The organism is uncultured Mailhella sp. (assembly GCF_905187505.1).
GTDB lineage: Bacteria > Desulfobacterota > Desulfovibrionia > Desulfovibrionales > Desulfovibrionaceae > Mailhella.
In genome coordinates, this window is record NZ_CAJJIC010000045.1 from 1 (window position 1) to 15,147 (window position 15,147).

A 15,147-nucleotide genomic window follows, 5' to 3' on the forward strand; every position below is an offset into this window, starting at 1 on the left:
CATGATGGCCATGATGGGCGTGTTCATCGACACCTTCGTCGTGCTCACCTGCACGGCTCTTGTCATCGTCATCACCGGCGTGTGGAACTGCGGCAGCACCGGCACGGAACTCGCCCAGATAGCCTTCGACACCGTGTTCGGTTCCTTCGGCAACATCTACATCGCCATCTGCCTGTTCTTCTTCGCCTTCTCCACCATCATCGGCTGGTACTTCTTCGGCGAGGCCAATGTGAAGGCGCTCTTCGGCGCAAAATACGTCAAGGCCTACGCCGCCATCGTCGTCGTGTTCATCATCATCGGCTCCGGCCTCAAGGTGAACCTCGTATGGAACATGTCCGACATGTTCAACGGCCTCATGGTGCTGCCCAACCTCATAGGACTTCTGGCCCTCTCCGGCGTGGTGGTCGCCATAGCCAAAAGCAAGAAGGACTAGTCCTTACGACGCTGCATGACGGAAACGCCCGTGCCGAACGGCACGGGCGTTTCTTTTTCGACAGGCATTGCCGGGATCCTTCCTCTACGTCCAGGAAAAGTCGAATTCCGGGTGCATGCGATCTACCCAGCCTGTCCAGACCTCGCAGCGGAACTCCTGCCGCAAAAATCCGGCGAGCTCGTCACGGGCGCCTGCGACCTGCCTGTCGTTGACGCCCTCAAAGCCGTCGATGGGGAAAAAGACATGGCCGGTCGCTTCCGTGATCCTGCCGTCGTCGCTCTGCCGCCATATCCAGCGTCTCGTCTTCACGGTGTGTCCGCTCACGTACACAAGCTCGCCTTCCGGCACGGCTTCAACCTTTTCCTCCCCCATGCCGAGAAAATGATCCTGCGCCGTGGAAAATCGTACGGCCATGCCGCAATCTTCCAGCCTGTCCACGTCGTGCGCCCCCATGGGAAGCTGATGGCGGAGAGAAAACGCGTTGCCGAGATCCACCACGGGATTGATGTGCGGCAGATGACCGCTCTTCTGCACCCGCTTCATCAGAGCTTCGATGGAGCACATGAACTTGTTGGGGTTCATCCCTAGCTTCGTGAATGCCGCGCGGTATGCGGCAACGGAAGGAAGCTCCCGCACGTTCACGTCCCGGAACTTCTCCGCAAATCCCGCGGCGCTTTCCTCCAGCATCCGGGCTACGGTTCCGCTTTCGCAGGCATTGTCCAGCCCCCGGGCCGCCACCACGCCGAGGCAGTAGCCGGGCAGAGTCTCAAAAACCTTTTCATCCACGACAAAACGCTTCATCACTGCTCCGTCAGTCTGAAATTCGTCCTCGCCTGAAGGGCCTACGCCGCACAGTCCGACAGCCCTGAAACAGGCATCCGCTCAAAAATATAGACCTCACGGTCCCCGATGAACAGTACCCGGCGCCGCATTTTCCGAAGCGCGGCCTTCCCGGCTCCGTCGGGGATTTCACCGTGCCTCTTTCTGCGAGCCGTTCCCGGCAGGCAAAGGACACGCCGCATCTCCGGACCAACGCGGCGGTTTCGGCCACGAGCCGCTTGTGTCATGCAGGCCTGAGCCTGGATGCTCGAAAAACGCCCCCGCTCCGAAAGCGGAGCGGGGGCGCATGAAGAGGTTTCAGGCTGTGGAAGCCCTCATGGGGCTATTCTTCCATGGCTTCCTTGAAGCGGATCTGAAGTGCCTGCATCTTGGCCTTCTTGTCGATAAGGTCGGCATGACGGGCCTTTTCGGATTCCACGAGATCGGCAGGAGCGCGCTTGACGAAGTTTTCATTGGAAAGCTTGGCGTCAAGAGCCGCAAGATCCTTGTCGACCTTGCCGATTTCCTTGTCGAGACGGGCAAGCTCCGCCTTGAAGTCCACCGCGCCGGTAAGCAGCACGATGACTTCGCAGCCGCGCACCACGTTGCTGGCCGAGGCCTTGGGCGCATGGGCGTTTCTGTCGATGGTGAGGCTCTCGAGCCTCGCCAGATCGAAGAATCCGCGATTTGCCTCAAGAAGTGCGGACTGCTCGTCGCTTGCAGGACGCAGTACCACGCTGAGCTTGTAGGAAGGCTTGATGTTGAGTTCCGCGCGGATGGTGCGGATGGCGCTGATGGCCTCCTGCAAAAAGACCATGTCGTCGGACTCGCGGCTCTTCACGCACTGAGGACGGAATTCGGGATAGAGCTGCGTGGCGATGTCCGTGCCTTCATGGCCGGGCAGAGCATTCCACACCTCGGCGGTGACGAAGGGAATCATGGGGTGCAGCAGAAGGAGAATTTCGCGCAGAACGGTATAGAGCACGTACTGGGCCTCTTCCTTCGCTTCGCCCTCTTCCTTCATGTCGGCCTTGATGAGTTCAAGGTACCAGTCGCAGAACTCGTTCCACAGGAACTTGTATACGCACTGGGCCGCGTCGTTGAAGCGATAGCTTTCGAGAGCGGCGTCCTCTTCCGCCTTGACTTCCTCGAGACGGTTGAGAATCCACTTGTTGTGCAGGCCCTTGATGGCACCGAGGTCGACGGCCTTCGGCTCGCCCTGTTCAGGCAGGTTCATGAGGGCGAAGCGCGACGCGTTCCACACCTTGTTCACGAAGTGGCGGTACCCTTCGATGCGCTCCTCGGACATTCTGATGTCGCGCCCCATGGCGGCAAAGGCCGCCAGCGTGAAGCGCAGGGAATCCGCGCCGTACTTGCGTATCATGTCCTGCGGGTTGATGCCGTTGCCGAGAGACTTGGACATCTTGCGGCCCTGGGCGTCGCGCACGAGAGCATGGATGTAGACCTCGCGGAAGGGAACTTCGCCCATGAAGTGCTGACCCATCATGATCATGCGGGCCACCCAGAAGAACAGGATGTCGAAGGCCGTGACGAGCACGCTGGTGGGATAGTACTTCTTGAGCGTTTCGGTATGCTCGGGCCAGCCCATGGTGGAGAAGGGCCAGAGAGCGGAAGAGAACCACGTGTCGAGCACGTCGGGATCCTGCTCCAGCTTTTTGCCTCCGCACTTGGGGCACACCGTGGGATCTTCCTCGGCGACGATGAGTTCGCCGCAGTCGGCGCAGGTCCACGCAGGAATGCGGTGTCCCCACCAGATCTGACGGCTGATGCACCAGTCGCGGATGTTGTCCAGCCAGTTGTAGTACGTCTTGGTCCAGCTTTCAGGATAGATCTTGATCTTGTCCGGCACGGCGGCGCGGGCGGCGGGAGCCATCTTACTTATGGCCACGAACCACTGATCGGAAACATAGGGCTCGATGACGGTCTTGCAGCGGTAGCAGCAGCCCACGCTGTGGGTGAGAGGCTCTTCCTTCACGAGATGCCCGTTTTCGCGCAGCTCTTCCACGATGGCCTTGCGGCATTCCTCGCGGCTCATGCCCGCGTAGCGGCCGCACACGTCGCTCATGCACATGTTGCCGTTGTCGTCGATGACCTGGATGAATTCCAGATTGTGGGCGTGGCCGAGCTTCCAGTCGTTGGGATCATGGCAGGGCGTGACCTTGAGGCAGCCGGTACCGAACTCGCGGTCGACGTAGCGGTCGGCGATGAGAGGAACCTCACGGTTGACCACGGGCACGATGAGCTTCTTGCCCACGAAGGCGGCGTAGCGTTCGTCGTCGGGATGCACGCACACGGCGGAGTCGCCGAGAATGGTCTCGGGACGGGTGGTGGCGATGGTCACGGAACCCGAGCCGTCGGCGAAGTCATAGCGCACGTGCCAGAGCGAGCCCTTGGAGTCGATGTGATCCACTTCGTCGTCGGCAAGGGCGGTATGGCAGCGAGGACACCAGTTGACGATGTACTTGCCCTTGTAGATGAGCCCTTCCTTGTAGAGCTGCACGAACACCTTGCGCACGGCGCGGGCGAGGTTGTCGTCCATGGTGAAGGCTTCGCGCGTCCAGTCCACGGAGGAGCCGAGTTCCTTGATCTGCTCCAGAATCTGTCCGCCGTACTGCTTCTTCCATTCCCAGACGCGTTCGATGAAGGCTTCGCGTCCCACGTCGTGACGGGACTTGCCTTCCTTGGCAAGAGCGCGCTCCACCACGTTCTGCGTGGCGATGCCCGCATGGTCGGTGCCGGGAATCCACAAGACGTTCTTGCCCTTCTGACGGGCATGGCGGCAGAGTATGTCCTGAAGCGTCTGGTTCAGGGCATGGCCGATGTGCAGAATGCCCGTGACGTTGGGCGGAGGAATGACAATGGAATAGGGGTCGCCGGGGGCGGACAGGTCGGGCGTGAAGGTCTTGGCCTCTTCCCAGTGCTTGCGCCAGTGAGCTTCCACTTCCTGCGGTTCATAGGCTTTGGACAGCATTTCAAGGCTCCAGTGAGTTAAAATGTCCGCCCTCCCGCAACGGGACGGCGCAGGTCTGCGCCTCTTCGACGGAAAATGCGGCGTTCTGCCGGCCCTTGCAGGCGGCTACACTCCGCAGCCGGGGCATGCCCGGCATGCCTCTTCCGCCGTCCCTTCTCTTGCCGAACGGGCGGCTTGTGCGTATGCATAAGCACGGAGGGAAGACATGATTGCCATCTTGTGGGACGCATCCCATATCTGGGGATATCTGCTGCTGCACGCCGTTCGTTCGACGGGCATTCCCTTCCGTGTACTCAAAGGGTTAGACATAGCCCAGACCGGTCTGTCTGGCAAGATGCTCATGGTGCCCGGAGGTTCCGCGCGGCGCAAGGCCGAGGCCCTCGGTCCTTCCGGAGCGGAAGCCGTGCGCCGCTTCGTGAAGAACGGCGGGTTCTATGTCGGATTCTGCGGAGGCGCGGGACTCGCGCTTGCCGACGGGCTCGGTCTGTGTCCGTGGAACCGCGACGGCATGCCGGACCGTCTCCAGCATCTCGTGTCCGGTCATCTCAGCTGCGAACTTTCCGAAAGCAGCGGGCTCGTGCCGCCCTCCCTCGCCGGAAAGAACGCGCTTCTTCCCGTATGGTGGCCCGGACGCTTCTGTGAACCCGACGAGCCCGGCCCCGTGCAGGTGCTCGCCCGCTACCGGGCTCCCGGTCCTGATCTCTATGTGGCCGACATGCCCTTTTCCTCCATGCCCGCCGACATTCTTTCCGAATGGGACGCCATGTACGGAGTCAGGCTGCGCCCCTCGATACTCGACGGACGTCCCTGCGCCGTGACCGGCGAATACGGTCGCGGGCAGTGGCTTTTGAGCTACAGCCATCTGGAAACGCCCTCCGGCGCCTTTCCCGGTTCCGAACATGCGGGAATCTGGCTTGCCCACATCCTGCGATGCTGGTGCGGTGCCGCACCGGACCTGAACAGACTGCCGCCTCTGGATTTTCATGACCTGCCGGTACAATGGGAGGACGACGTGCTTCTTGCCTCGCGCGCCTCGCTCGACAGTCTGCTTTCCCTCGCCCGGGAACTCGGCCTGCTTTTTCCCCGCAACTCCTGGCTTCTCGGCTGGAGATCCGGCGTCCCCGGCGCGCAGTTCAACAGCCTGAACGCCGCGATTTCCACCACGCTCAGCCTTGCGCCGGACAAGCGCCGCCTGCGACTTTGGAACGAACGCAGACGCGACTTCGAAGAAGCCTTTTCCCTGTTCTTTCAGGGAGCGCGCAGCTGGCTTCTGGCCAGACGCCTTGCCGACACGCTGGCCGACTCCGCTCCGGGAATGCTCCCGAAGGAACTGCTCGTGGATCAGCGCCGTGCGCTGTTCGGCTCGCCCATGTTCGGCGGAGGACTCAGCGAACAGCTGCTCAACACTCTTGAAGAGCTGGTCTGAGCACCTCGCCGCAGGCCCGGACTCGTCCGCCCAGCCTCCCGTGACGGACAAAAAACGCCGCCTCCGCGGAAGCGACGACCAGCAGAAACGCACGGCCCCGTCCCCGTGCTGCGCGTTCATCCCATGCGCGACCTGCGAGGCCCTGAAAAGGCCCTGCGGGACATTGTTACAAAAAGCTACGACCGGCCCTTTCTCAGGCAGCAACCCACAAGCGCGAGTCCTGCCGCCGCAGCCGCAAGCGCGGCCCAGAAAAGCGCCTTCACGTCTCTTGCGAGCACATAGCCCCACAATCCGGTGTGCACGCCGCCCCGCCCGTCCACAAGCTGCACGGGGAAAAGCTCGGAATAAATCCACATGACAAGAAGGCCGCCCGCGCCTATGAGGAAAAGCAGCACCCCGGCGGCCAGCGCGATATGATGCGCCGCGGCGCTCGAGGAAGCGGCGGCTGCCGCGGGTCTTTCCCCCCTTTCTTCCGACGGGCTCTCCGAGAGAACGGCCTCTCCCGGCTCCGCAGGCACGTCGGACATCTCCGCCTGATCTCTCAGCAGATAATCGAGGCTGACTCCCAGCGTGTCGGCAAGTTCCACCAGCCGGTCAAGATCGGGAGCAGAAAGACCGGTCTCCCATTTCGTGACGGACTGCCGCGAAACACCCATGCGCTGGGCAAGCTCCTCCTGTGAAAGCCCCAGAGCCTTGCGTCTGGCCTGAATTTTTCCGTATAGCTGGAGATCTTTCCTCATGTGATTCCATGGACTGACAACATTCCTGACCGGAGCGTCTCCGCCTGACCGTCTCAGACTGAACCTGCGCGTTCTTGCAGGAAAACGTGAACATCGCCCGGAGGCGGATTCGCCGCCGGTCATACATGATACAACCTTAAATTCAAGCATGGCCGGACGCACGGCAGAGCTTTCGCACGGCGCGTCCGGCCGCAATGTCATGTTCTGGAGCCGAAGCTTCCGGAACGGCCTACTTCAGGCGATCCATCGCCTTGTCGTAGAAGACGCACAAGGCGTCCATGTCCTGCTTCTGCTGAAGCTGAAGCAGTTCGGGCTGAAGCTCCTGCATGACCTTCGCATACTTTTCAGGATCCTTCTGAGAGACTTCCTGAATGGTCTGGGCGAAGGCATTGGCCTTCTGCTGCGCCTCTTCAGCGCTGCATCCGGCTTCGGCAAGGGTGGAAAAACCAAGGGTCAGGGCCAGAGCCGCGCAAGCGGCCAACGTTTTCCTGTTCATAGGAGAACTCCTGTGGTTTTATGGCACGTTGCCAGGGTGGAACGGCAGGCTCGCTCCCGCGACCTGTCGACGGCGAAGCGTTCCGACTGGAAACAGCCCGCCATCTCCCGTCCGCCTCGGACGGGAAAAGGCCCCATGACGCCAGGCCGCCGTATGTGACGGTCAAGCTTTAACGCCATAACCTCCGAGACTCCACCAACCGGAAGTTTCCTTTTCGGCAACTTTCAGTTGCATCCATGTTATTTCAGTAAATTAGCATACTATATTTTCCCTTGTCACGTGCTTTCGGCAACCTTTGGTTGCGGGAAACGGCAGGTTGCGGAAGGCTTTTGACAGAGGGCGGAGTACGGGATGAGGGCAAGAAAAACGACGGTGCAATCGTCCGGGCAACCTTTCCAGAGGAAGACGTTCCCCCCGCTCCTTTTCTCGGTGCCTTCCGGCGGAAAAAGCCGCGGCGGCACGGCATAGGGAACGGAACGAATCCCCGAACTCTCCCGCAGCATCGTGCCGTTATCAGGATGAAAAAAAGGCGGAGCTTCTGCCCCGCCTTTGTCATGCCTTTGCCGCAGGAACGACTACATATCTATGCCCATCCATGTCTTGGCGGCCCAGCCGATGAAGAAGGAAATGGCCGCCACGCCGAAGCTTATGGAAAGCATTTCCAGGAACTGCGGACGGAAGGGTTCGCGCCGCACCACGGAAACGAAGAAGGTGAACAGACAGATGATGCAGGCCGCGTTGAACAGACAGAACACCAGCGCAAGATAAGGCGACGTGAATACGCCGTAGGGCAGAAGAAGCAGCGCCACCGTGATCATGTAGGCTATGCCGGTATAGACGGCGGCCTTGAGCGGATGCTTTTCCCCGGGCTCGGCCTTCTTGGAAAGGTATTCGGAAGCGGCCATGGAAAGCGTGGCCGAAACGCCGGTGATGAATCCCGCCAGCCCCACGGTGGCGTTGCTGCCGAGCGCAAGCGTGAATCCGGCCAGCGCGCCGGTGAGCTCCACGAGCGCGTCGTTGAGACCGAGCACCATGCTGCCTATGTACTTGAGGCGCTCTTCATCCACCATGTCGGCCAGACGGCGTTCGTGAACCTCTTCTTCCTCCATGATGCCCTTCGCCTCGGGCACATCCTCAACAAGTCCGGCATAGCGGTTTCCCGCGCCGTTCTCGCCGGATTCCAGAAGATTGATCACAAAGGTAAGCCCGAAAATCCAGCCCATCAGGCTGTAAAGAAACACCTTGATGCGCTTTGCCTCCGCCTTCTTCCCGGTATAGCGGCCCCACACTTCGCAGTGCCTTGCCTCATCTGCGGCCATGCGGCGAAGCACCTCGCCGTTTTCGCCCCCGACGCGCCGGGCGAGTCCGGTATAAATCTCGCTGTCCGTCTTCTCGTTGACCTGCATCTCTTCCAGCAGGCGAAGCGTGCTTTCTCTCATGATTCCCCCTTTTCTTTTCCGCCTTCATACGCCAGCGAACGGTCACTGGCAACCGGAGAGGGGGAGCCCCGTCGGGCAAGGCCGCTTGCCCTCTCATGACGGACGCCCCTGCGACCCCCTCTGCCGCAGGCAGTTTCCCTGTCTTTTCGCCCATGCGCGACGAAAGAAAAACCGCTTGAGCTAAACGACGCCACGCCGTATAACCACAGACGAACCCCCAACCACAAGGAGAACGGACAATGGCTCTGGATCCCAAGCAGCACGCGGACTGGGAAATCGCCCAGGACGCGGAATCCCGCATGAAAGACATTTACCAGATCGGCAGAGAGCTCGGCCTTGAAGACAAGGAACTGCTCCCCTACGGCCACGTCATGGGCAAGGTGGACTATCAGTCCGTGCTCTCCCGTCTGGCGGACCGCCCCAACGGTAAGTATGTCGACGTGACGGCCATCACCCCGACTCCCTTCGGAGAAGGCAAGTCCACCACCACCATCGGACTTGTGCAGGGTCTTGCCAGACGCGGCCGGAAGGTTTCCGCGGCCATCCGTCAGCCCTCCGGCGGTCCCACCATGGGCACCAAGGGTTCCGCGGCGGGCGGCGGCCTTTCCCAGTGCATCCCCCTCACGCAGTATTCCCTCGGCTTCACCGGCGACATCAACGCCGTGACCAACGCCCACAACCTGGCCATGGTCGCGCTCACCGCCAGGATGCAGCACGAACGCAACTACGACGACGAAAAGCTGCTCCGTCTTTCCGGCCAGCCCCGTCTGAACATCGATCCCACCAACGTGCGCATGAACTGGGTCATCGACTTCTGCTGCCAGGCCCTGCGCAACGTGGTCATCGGCATGGGCGGCAAGTCCGACGGCTTCATGATGTCCTCGCACTTCGACATTTCCGTGTCCTCCGAAGTCATGGCCATTCTTTCCGTGGCCCGAGACCTCAAGGACATGCGCGAAAGGCTCGGCCGCATCATCGTGGCCTATGACAGAGCGGGCAAACCCGTGACCACCGAAGATCTTCAGGTTGCCGGAGCCATGGCCGCCTGGATGATCGACGCCATCAAGCCCAACCTCATTCAGACCATCGAGGGTCAGCCCGTGTTCGTGCACGCCGGCCCCTTCGCCAACATCGCTCTCGGCCAGAGCTCCGTCATCGCCGACAGGCTCGGCCTCAAGCTCTCCGAGTACCATGTCACGGAATCCGGCTTCGGCGCGGACATCGGCTATGAAAAGTTCTGGAACCTGAAGTGCCACTACAGCGGCCTTGCCCCCGACGCGGCCGTGCTCGTGGCCACCGTTCGCGCCCTGAAGAGCCACGGCGGCGCTCCCCTGCCCCGTCCCGGACGCGCTCTGCCCGAAGAATACCGTCAGGAAAACGTGGGCTTCGTGGAAGCGGGCTGCTGCAACCTTCTTCATCACATCCGCACCATCAAGAAGTCCGGCACCTCTCCCGTGGTGTGCATCAACGCCTTCGTCACCGACACGCCTGCGGAAATCGCCCGCATTCGTGAAATCTGCGAAGCCGAAGGCGCACGCGTGGCCGTTTCCACGCACTGGGAGCACGGCGGCGAAGGCGCGCTGGAACTGGCCGACGCCGTCATGGACGCCTGCAACGAAAAGACCGACTTTCGTCCGCTCTACGACTGGAACGCGCCCTTCAAGGATCGCATCGAGAAGATCGCCCGCGACGTGTACGGCGCGGACGGCGTGGACTACAGCCCCGAAGCCGAAAGCCGCCTCGCCGAAATGCAGGCACGTCCCGACGCTTCCGAGCTCGGCGTGTGCATGGTGAAGACCCAGTACTCCCTCTCCGACAATCCCGACCTCAAGGGCGAACCTTCCGGCTGGCGTCTCAAGATTCGCGACGTGCTGCTTTACGGCGGCGCGGGTCTCGTGGTTCCCGTTTCCGGCAAGATCTCGCTCATGCCCGGCACCGGCTCCAATCCCGCCTTCCGCCGCGTGGACGTGGATACCGAAACCGGTCAGGTTCACGGCATATTCTAACCGCTGCGCAGCGTCCTTCTTCCCCTTCTCCGGGGAGAAGGACGCATCGACCTCTTCCCCCTGCCTTCCCTTCCCGGACGGCAGGGGTTTTCTTTTTCATGAGCGCCTCGGCCCTCGGACAGCATCCGCCGCTTATGCACGGCACGGAAGAAAACGCTTTTCATCCGCAGGCCGCACGGCTCAGAAATGAGAGAACGCACGCGTTCCGGCGAACGCCCTTCCCGCCTGTGCCCCGGACACGACGAACACTGCCGCGCGCGGAAAAGACTCTCCGCACGCAGACGGGCAACGGACGCGACATCAGGCCGTCAGCCCCTTCACAAACAGCACGACCGTGGAAAATGCAAGCATGGCGAGCACGAGCATGCGGAAAATGCGCGTATCGAGACGGCGTATGACGGGTATGCTCACGAGCACGCCCGCCACCGTGCACGGGGTCGCCCACAGGGCGTCATGCAGAATCTCGGGCGTATACAGGCCGCTTTTCCATTGAAAAACCATCAGGCAGAGCATGACCAGAGCAGCCATGCTGTTCAATACGGAAAGCGTGATCTCCTTGCTCCATCCCCGCATGACGGCGTACATGGCAAGAATGGGCCCTCCCATGCTGGTGGCTCCGAGCAGAATGCCGGACACCACGCTCATGGGAACGATGCACTACAGGGGGATTCTGAAGGCCCCGTGCATGCGCCCGGCCACGGCCTGCCAGAGAAGAAACAGAAGCAGAATGCTTCCGCAGGCGAGAAGCACGATGTTCGAGGGCGCCGCCTTCAGAATGATCATGCCGAGAGGAATTCCCGCCACGCTGCCGAGACAGGCCAGAAGAAATTCCAGCTTCGGAAGCTCGCGATGATAGAACAGCGCTATGGTCACCGTAATGGCCGTTCCCACAAAGCAGCCGAGAATGATGGCCGTCTTGGCATCCATCACCAGCGTGAGCAGCGGCACGGCAAACAGATTGCCGCCGAAGGACGTCACGCTGTTGACGAATCCGGCCAGCAGCCAGACCAGATTGATATAAAGAACGTCGAACATATGCAAAAAACCTCTTGCGGAACAGATGGGATCTTCTTTCGGTATTAGGGTACGCCGCCTTTCCTGTAAAGCCTCGGCTCAAGCCCATTCGGACCGGAGCATTGCCTTCATCCGTCCATCTTCCGGGACACGACCGTGTCTCTTGCCGGAACCGGCCGTTATACGCTTTCACATTTTTGTATTTTTCATGCCGTTTTGTCCCACAAGGCATTCCACCCTTCAAAAGCCACTGACATCAACAAATTGAGTTATTTTTCACAGGCAATCGACGTATTATATTTTTTCTTGCCATATTTGATTTTCCGATGATATCAACATAAATGTAAATAAGAGCATTCTCCGTTTTCATACAGCTGTCGGATCACCGAGCCAGTTCCGGGCGGGCCGATGCGCGGGGCAGACATCCGGGAGGGATAGGCTGAACATGCTCTAACCAACCGAACTGGGGCGAGGAGTTGACGTTATGGAAGAGTTCTCCCAATTCATCAAGGTGCTGGACGGCTACGTCTGGGGCCCGGTCATGATGGCTCTGATTCTTGGAACGGGGCTTTATCTCACCTTCGGACTGAGATTCCTGCCCTGGACGCGTCTCGGCGAAGGCTTCCGCCTCACCTGGAAGGGACGTGCCAAGAATTCGAACGTGCATGGAGAACTCTCCCCGTTTCAGGCGCTCATGACGGCGCTCGCCGCCACCGTGGGCGTGGGCAACATTGCAGGCGTGGCCACCGCCATCTTCACCGGCGGCCCCGGAGCCCTGTTCTGGATGTGGTGCACCGCCATGGTGGGCATGGCCACCAAGTATGCGGAAACCGTGCTCGCCCAGAAGTATCGTGAAGTCACTCCCGCCGGCCATGTGGTGGGCGGCCCCATGTACTACATCAAGAACGGCCTCGGCAAAAAATGGGCCTGGCTCGGCACGCTGTTCGCGCTGTTCGGCGGCATCTGCGGCTTCGGCATCGGCAACATGACGCAGTCCCACTCCATAGCCGACGCCCTGCACGCCTCCTTCGGCGTTCCGCCGGTCGTCTCCGCCGTGGTCATGTTCGTGCTCATCGCCATCGTCATCATCGGCGGCGTGTCCCGCATAGGATCGGTATCGAGCAAGCTCGTACCCTTCATGTCCATTGTCTACATCATCTGTTCCCTCGTCGTCATCGCCACAAACATCGACAAGGTGCCCGGCGTGTTCGCCATGATCTTCCACGACGCCTTCACCGGCACCGCGGCCGCAGGCGGCTTTGCCGGTTCCACCGTCATGCTGGCCCTGCAGATGGGCGTGGCTCGCGGCATATTCTCCAACGAGGCGGGCCTCGGCTCCGCCGCCATGGCTCACGCCACGGCCACCACCGACGACCACGTGGCCATGGGCTACGTGGGCATGCTCGGACCGTTCATCGACACCATCATCGTCTGCACCATGACGGGTCTGACCATTCTCTGTTCCGGTCTCTGGAACGTGGAAGGCGCGCTTTCCGGCGCTCCCCTCACGGCCGCGGCCTTTGAGTCCGCCCTGCCCGGCATCGGTTCCATCATGGTATCCATCTGCCTCGCCATGTTCGCCTTCTCCACCATCCTCGGCTGGTGCGTGTACTCCGAACGCTGCTGGATCTATCTTCTGGGCGACAAGGCGCTCAAGCCCTTCCGCATCATCTTCGTGTGCGTCGTTCCCCTGGGTGCGCTCATGACGCTCGATCTTGTGTGGGACATCGCCGACGTGCTCAACGCCCTCATGGCCGTGCCCAACCTCATCGGTCTGCTGCTGCTCAGCCCCGTGCTCTTCAAGATTTCCCGCGAATACAACCGCTGATTCCGTCCGCGGTCATGAAAAAAGGCGGCTCCGGCCGCCTTTTTTCGTCCCTGCGCAGGAAAAGGCCGCACCGCAAAAACGGACGATCATCCGCGCTTCGGCGGCATCTTGGGCTGTTCCCTGTGCGCTTCTTCGAAGCGCCGCGTCTGCCGGCTTCCGAAAAATGCTGGCTCCCAGCGTCCGTTCGCGCTACAACGAACCGCAGGCGCCTCCCACGGCAACGCAAAACATCAGGACTAGGTTCATGCCCCGCATTCTTCTTCATGTGTGCTGCGGTCCCTGTTCCCTCATGCCCATCGTGCATCTTCGCGACGAAGGCTGGGACCCCACGGCCTTCTTCTTCAATCCGAACATCCATCCTGCGGACGAATGGAAAAAAAGACGCGACGCCATGCGCGAGGCGGCAATACGTCTGAACGTGCCCCTTCTGGAGGAAGGTCTGCCCGTCAATCCCGGACGCTGGTCACGGGCACTGAACGGCGTTCTCCGGCCGGGAGAACGCTGCCGCCTCTGCTACCGTCCGCGCATGGAACGCACGGCCGCTCTCGCCCGCGAACATGACTTCGACGCCTTCACCACGAGTCTGCTCTACTCCCGCCATCAGCACCACGAAGCCATTGCGGAAGAAGCAAGGCGCGCGGCCGTGGAAACCGGCTCCGCCTTTCTTTACCGGGACTTCCGGCCGTGGTGGTGGGACGGCATCGCCATGTCGAAAGAGCTCGGCCTCTACCGTCAGAAATGGTGCGGCTGCATTCTGAGCATGAAGGAAGCGCTCGCGCAGCAGAAAGAAGCGGAGCTAAAAAAAGCCGCCCAAAAGGCGGAAAGAGCGGAAAGACTGGCGAAAGAGGCGGAAGAACGCCGTCGCAGGAAGGAAGATGCGGCCGCGCACCCGAACAAGCGGGCAAGAAAGGCGCTGGCAAGACAGGCCGCGCAGAACACCGCCGCTCACGAAACGCCGCGCGCGTGACGGAAAAAGGCAGGCCGCACCGACGGACACAAAAAAGCCCCGGACAGCCGGGGCCTTCATGAACATGTCTCATGCCGAAGGGACGTATCAGCGTCTGTCGGCTATTTCATCCGGTCCGAGCACGCGGATGCCTCGCTGCTGCAGCACGTTCACGGCCTCTTCCGTTCTGTCGAAGCGGAAAATGATCGTGGCGCGCGTGGATTCGCGCTGCGTGTAGGCATAAAGATATTCCACGTTGATGCCGTGCACGGAAAGCACGCGGAGCACACGGCCGAGTCCGCCCGGCGTGTCTTCCACGTCCACGGCCACCACGGGCGTGCTGCCCACGGTGAACCCTGCCGCGGCAAGCGCGGCCTTCGCCTTCTGCGTGTCGTCGGCCATGAGGCGCAGCACGCCGAAATCCGTCGTGTCCGAAAGAGACAGCGCACGGATGTTGATGCCGGCAGCTTCCAGCACGCGGGTCACGTCGCCGAGCTGCCCCGACCTGTTCTCCACAAAAACGGAAATCTGTTCGACCGTCATGAGCATTCCCGGCAGGAGCTTAAGCCTTTTTGTCTTCGTCGTCGGTCTTGGCCTGGTCCTTCTTGGGCGTGATGTCGATTTCATCGGGCTCCGACGCGGCCTGACGGAAATTGCGGATGGCGCGACCGAGGCCGCCGCCGATTTCCGGCAGACGCTTCGCGCCGAATATGACCAGCACGAGCACAAGGATGACGAGAAGTTCCTGCATTCCTATACCAAACATGGCAAACCTCCGGGGTCTTTCTCTCCAAGTTCGTCCATATCCTATACGGGAGGGACAGGGCAAAGGTCAAGCGTCCTCCGCCGCTTCACGGCGGGGCCGGCACGCGTCTCCCCGCTTTTCCCGATTGCCTGAACGGGCGTCTCGCCGTATAGTCCGCAAAGGAGCGAACATCATGAACACCCCCTCGTATCTTGCACTCCCGCATCTTCATGCCGAGCTTTTCCCGCACCTTGATGGCTGCC

At 61.0% G+C, this 15,147-nt stretch carries 14 protein-coding genes; 5 read left to right on the top strand and 9 right to left on the bottom strand.

Annotated features, from left to right (window positions below):
* Positions 1-433, top strand: a 433-nt coding sequence (locus QZZ60_RS05950; RefSeq protein WP_295639192.1) for an alanine:cation symporter family protein, incomplete at its 5' end; no start/stop codon positions are given.
* A gap of 84 nt (positions 434-517) precedes the next feature.
* Here QZZ60_RS05950 and QZZ60_RS05955 read toward each other — a convergent pair.
* On the bottom strand, positions 518-1,234 hold the full coding sequence (locus QZZ60_RS05955) for a phenylalanine--tRNA ligase beta subunit-related protein (RefSeq protein ID WP_295639195.1): 717 nt from the start codon (positions 1,232-1,234) through the stop codon (positions 518-520).
* 361 nt (positions 1,235-1,595) lie between these two features.
* Entirely contained in the window at positions 1,596-4,244 is a 2,649-nt protein-coding gene (locus tag QZZ60_RS05960; protein WP_295639198.1) for a valine--tRNA ligase, read from the bottom strand.
* Positions 4,245-4,449: 205 nt separating this feature from the next.
* On the opposite strand from QZZ60_RS05960, the gene QZZ60_RS05965 reads away from it, so the two are divergent.
* Positions 4,450-5,670, top strand: coding sequence for a BPL-N domain-containing protein (locus QZZ60_RS05965; protein WP_295639201.1), 1,221 nt, complete (start codon positions 4,450-4,452; stop codon positions 5,668-5,670).
* A gap of 176 nt (positions 5,671-5,846) precedes the next feature.
* On the opposite strand, the gene QZZ60_RS05970 is transcribed toward QZZ60_RS05965, so the two are convergent.
* From QZZ60_RS05970 to QZZ60_RS05980, 3 genes are all read right to left on the bottom strand, one after another.
* Positions 5,847-6,410 carry a helix-turn-helix domain-containing protein gene (locus QZZ60_RS05970; RefSeq protein WP_295639203.1) on the bottom strand — a complete coding sequence of 188 codons (564 nt, stop codon included), beginning with the start codon at positions 6,408-6,410 and terminating at the stop codon, positions 5,847-5,849.
* Positions 6,411-6,639: 229 nt separating this feature from the next.
* Complete coding sequence (locus QZZ60_RS05975; RefSeq protein WP_294447577.1) at positions 6,640-6,906, bottom strand: BTB/POZ domain-containing protein KCTD2; 267 nt, start codon at positions 6,904-6,906, stop codon at positions 6,640-6,642.
* Positions 6,907-7,481: 575 nt separating this feature from the next.
* On the bottom strand, positions 7,482-8,345 hold the full coding sequence (locus QZZ60_RS05980) for a VIT1/CCC1 transporter family protein (protein ID WP_295639208.1): 864 nt from the start codon (positions 8,343-8,345) through the stop codon (positions 7,482-7,484).
* Positions 8,346-8,584: 239 nt separating this feature from the next.
* Between QZZ60_RS05980 and QZZ60_RS05985 the strand changes: the two genes are divergently transcribed.
* The gene (locus tag QZZ60_RS05985) at positions 8,585-10,351 is read left to right on the top strand and encodes a formate--tetrahydrofolate ligase (RefSeq protein WP_295639211.1); all 1,767 of its coding nucleotides are present in this window, start codon (positions 8,585-8,587) and stop codon (positions 10,349-10,351) included.
* A gap of 300 nt (positions 10,352-10,651) precedes the next feature.
* On the opposite strand, the gene QZZ60_RS05990 is transcribed toward QZZ60_RS05985, so the two are convergent.
* The gene (locus QZZ60_RS05990; protein ID WP_295639214.1) at positions 10,652-10,996 is read right to left on the bottom strand and encodes a hypothetical protein; all 345 of its coding nucleotides are present in this window, start codon (positions 10,994-10,996) and stop codon (positions 10,652-10,654) included.
* Positions 10,997-11,008: 12 nt separating this feature from the next.
* Positions 11,009-11,386, bottom strand: a complete 378-nt coding sequence (locus QZZ60_RS05995) for a sulfite exporter TauE/SafE family protein (RefSeq protein ID WP_295639216.1) — start codon at positions 11,384-11,386, stop codon at positions 11,009-11,011.
* Between the two features lie 463 nt (positions 11,387-11,849).
* Between QZZ60_RS05995 and QZZ60_RS06000 the strand changes: the two genes are divergently transcribed.
* The gene (locus QZZ60_RS06000) at positions 11,850-13,193 is read left to right on the top strand and encodes a sodium:alanine symporter family protein (RefSeq protein ID WP_295639219.1); all 1,344 of its coding nucleotides are present in this window, start codon (positions 11,850-11,852) and stop codon (positions 13,191-13,193) included.
* 244 nt (positions 13,194-13,437) lie between these two features.
* The gene (locus tag QZZ60_RS06005) at positions 13,438-14,160 is read left to right on the top strand and encodes an epoxyqueuosine reductase QueH (RefSeq protein WP_295639222.1); all 723 of its coding nucleotides are present in this window, start codon (positions 13,438-13,440) and stop codon (positions 14,158-14,160) included.
* An 87-nt stretch (positions 14,161-14,247) separates the two neighbouring features.
* Here QZZ60_RS06005 and QZZ60_RS06010 read toward each other — a convergent pair whose 3' ends face one another.
* Positions 14,248-14,682: an ACT domain-containing protein gene (locus tag QZZ60_RS06010; RefSeq protein ID WP_295639225.1), complete on the bottom strand. Its 435-nt coding sequence runs from the start codon at positions 14,680-14,682 to the stop codon at positions 14,248-14,250.
* Positions 14,683-14,701: 19 nt separating this feature from the next.
* A complete protein-coding gene (locus QZZ60_RS06015) occupies positions 14,702-14,905 on the bottom strand; it encodes a twin-arginine translocase TatA/TatE family subunit (RefSeq protein WP_295639228.1) in 204 nt (67 codons plus the stop codon).
* Positions 14,906-15,147: the final 242 nt, after the last annotated feature.

Excerpts from the sequence above, each read along its gene's own strand:
- QZZ60_RS05955 (WP_295639195.1), bottom strand. The coding sequence starts at position 1,234 with ATGAAGCGTTTTGTCGTGGATGAAAAGGTTTTTGAGACTCTGCCCGGC.
- QZZ60_RS05960 (WP_295639198.1), bottom strand. The coding sequence starts at position 4,244 with ATGCTGTCCAAAGCCTATGAACCGCAGGAAGTGGAAGCTCACTGGCGC.
- QZZ60_RS05965 (WP_295639201.1), top strand. The coding sequence starts at position 4,450 with ATGATTGCCATCTTGTGGGACGCATCCCATATCTGGGGATATCTGCTG.
- QZZ60_RS05970 (WP_295639203.1), bottom strand. The coding sequence starts at position 6,410 with ATGAGGAAAGATCTCCAGCTATACGGAAAAATTCAGGCCAGACGCAAG.
- QZZ60_RS05975 (WP_294447577.1), bottom strand. The coding sequence starts at position 6,906 with ATGAACAGGAAAACGTTGGCCGCTTGCGCGGCTCTGGCCCTGACCCTT.
- QZZ60_RS05980 (WP_295639208.1), bottom strand. The coding sequence starts at position 8,345 with ATGAGAGAAAGCACGCTTCGCCTGCTGGAAGAGATGCAGGTCAACGAG.
- QZZ60_RS05985 (WP_295639211.1), top strand. The coding sequence starts at position 8,585 with ATGGCTCTGGATCCCAAGCAGCACGCGGACTGGGAAATCGCCCAGGAC.
- QZZ60_RS05990 (WP_295639214.1), bottom strand. The coding sequence starts at position 10,996 with ATGAGCGTGGTGTCCGGCATTCTGCTCGGAGCCACCAGCATGGGAGGG.
- QZZ60_RS05995 (WP_295639216.1), bottom strand. The coding sequence starts at position 11,386 with ATGTTCGACGTTCTTTATATCAATCTGGTCTGGCTGCTGGCCGGATTC.
- QZZ60_RS06000 (WP_295639219.1), top strand. The coding sequence starts at position 11,850 with ATGGAAGAGTTCTCCCAATTCATCAAGGTGCTGGACGGCTACGTCTGG.
- QZZ60_RS06005 (WP_295639222.1), top strand. The coding sequence starts at position 13,438 with ATGCCCCGCATTCTTCTTCATGTGTGCTGCGGTCCCTGTTCCCTCATG.
- QZZ60_RS06010 (WP_295639225.1), bottom strand. The coding sequence starts at position 14,682 with ATGACGGTCGAACAGATTTCCGTTTTTGTGGAGAACAGGTCGGGGCAG.
- QZZ60_RS06015 (WP_295639228.1), bottom strand. The coding sequence starts at position 14,905 with ATGTTTGGTATAGGAATGCAGGAACTTCTCGTCATCCTTGTGCTCGTG.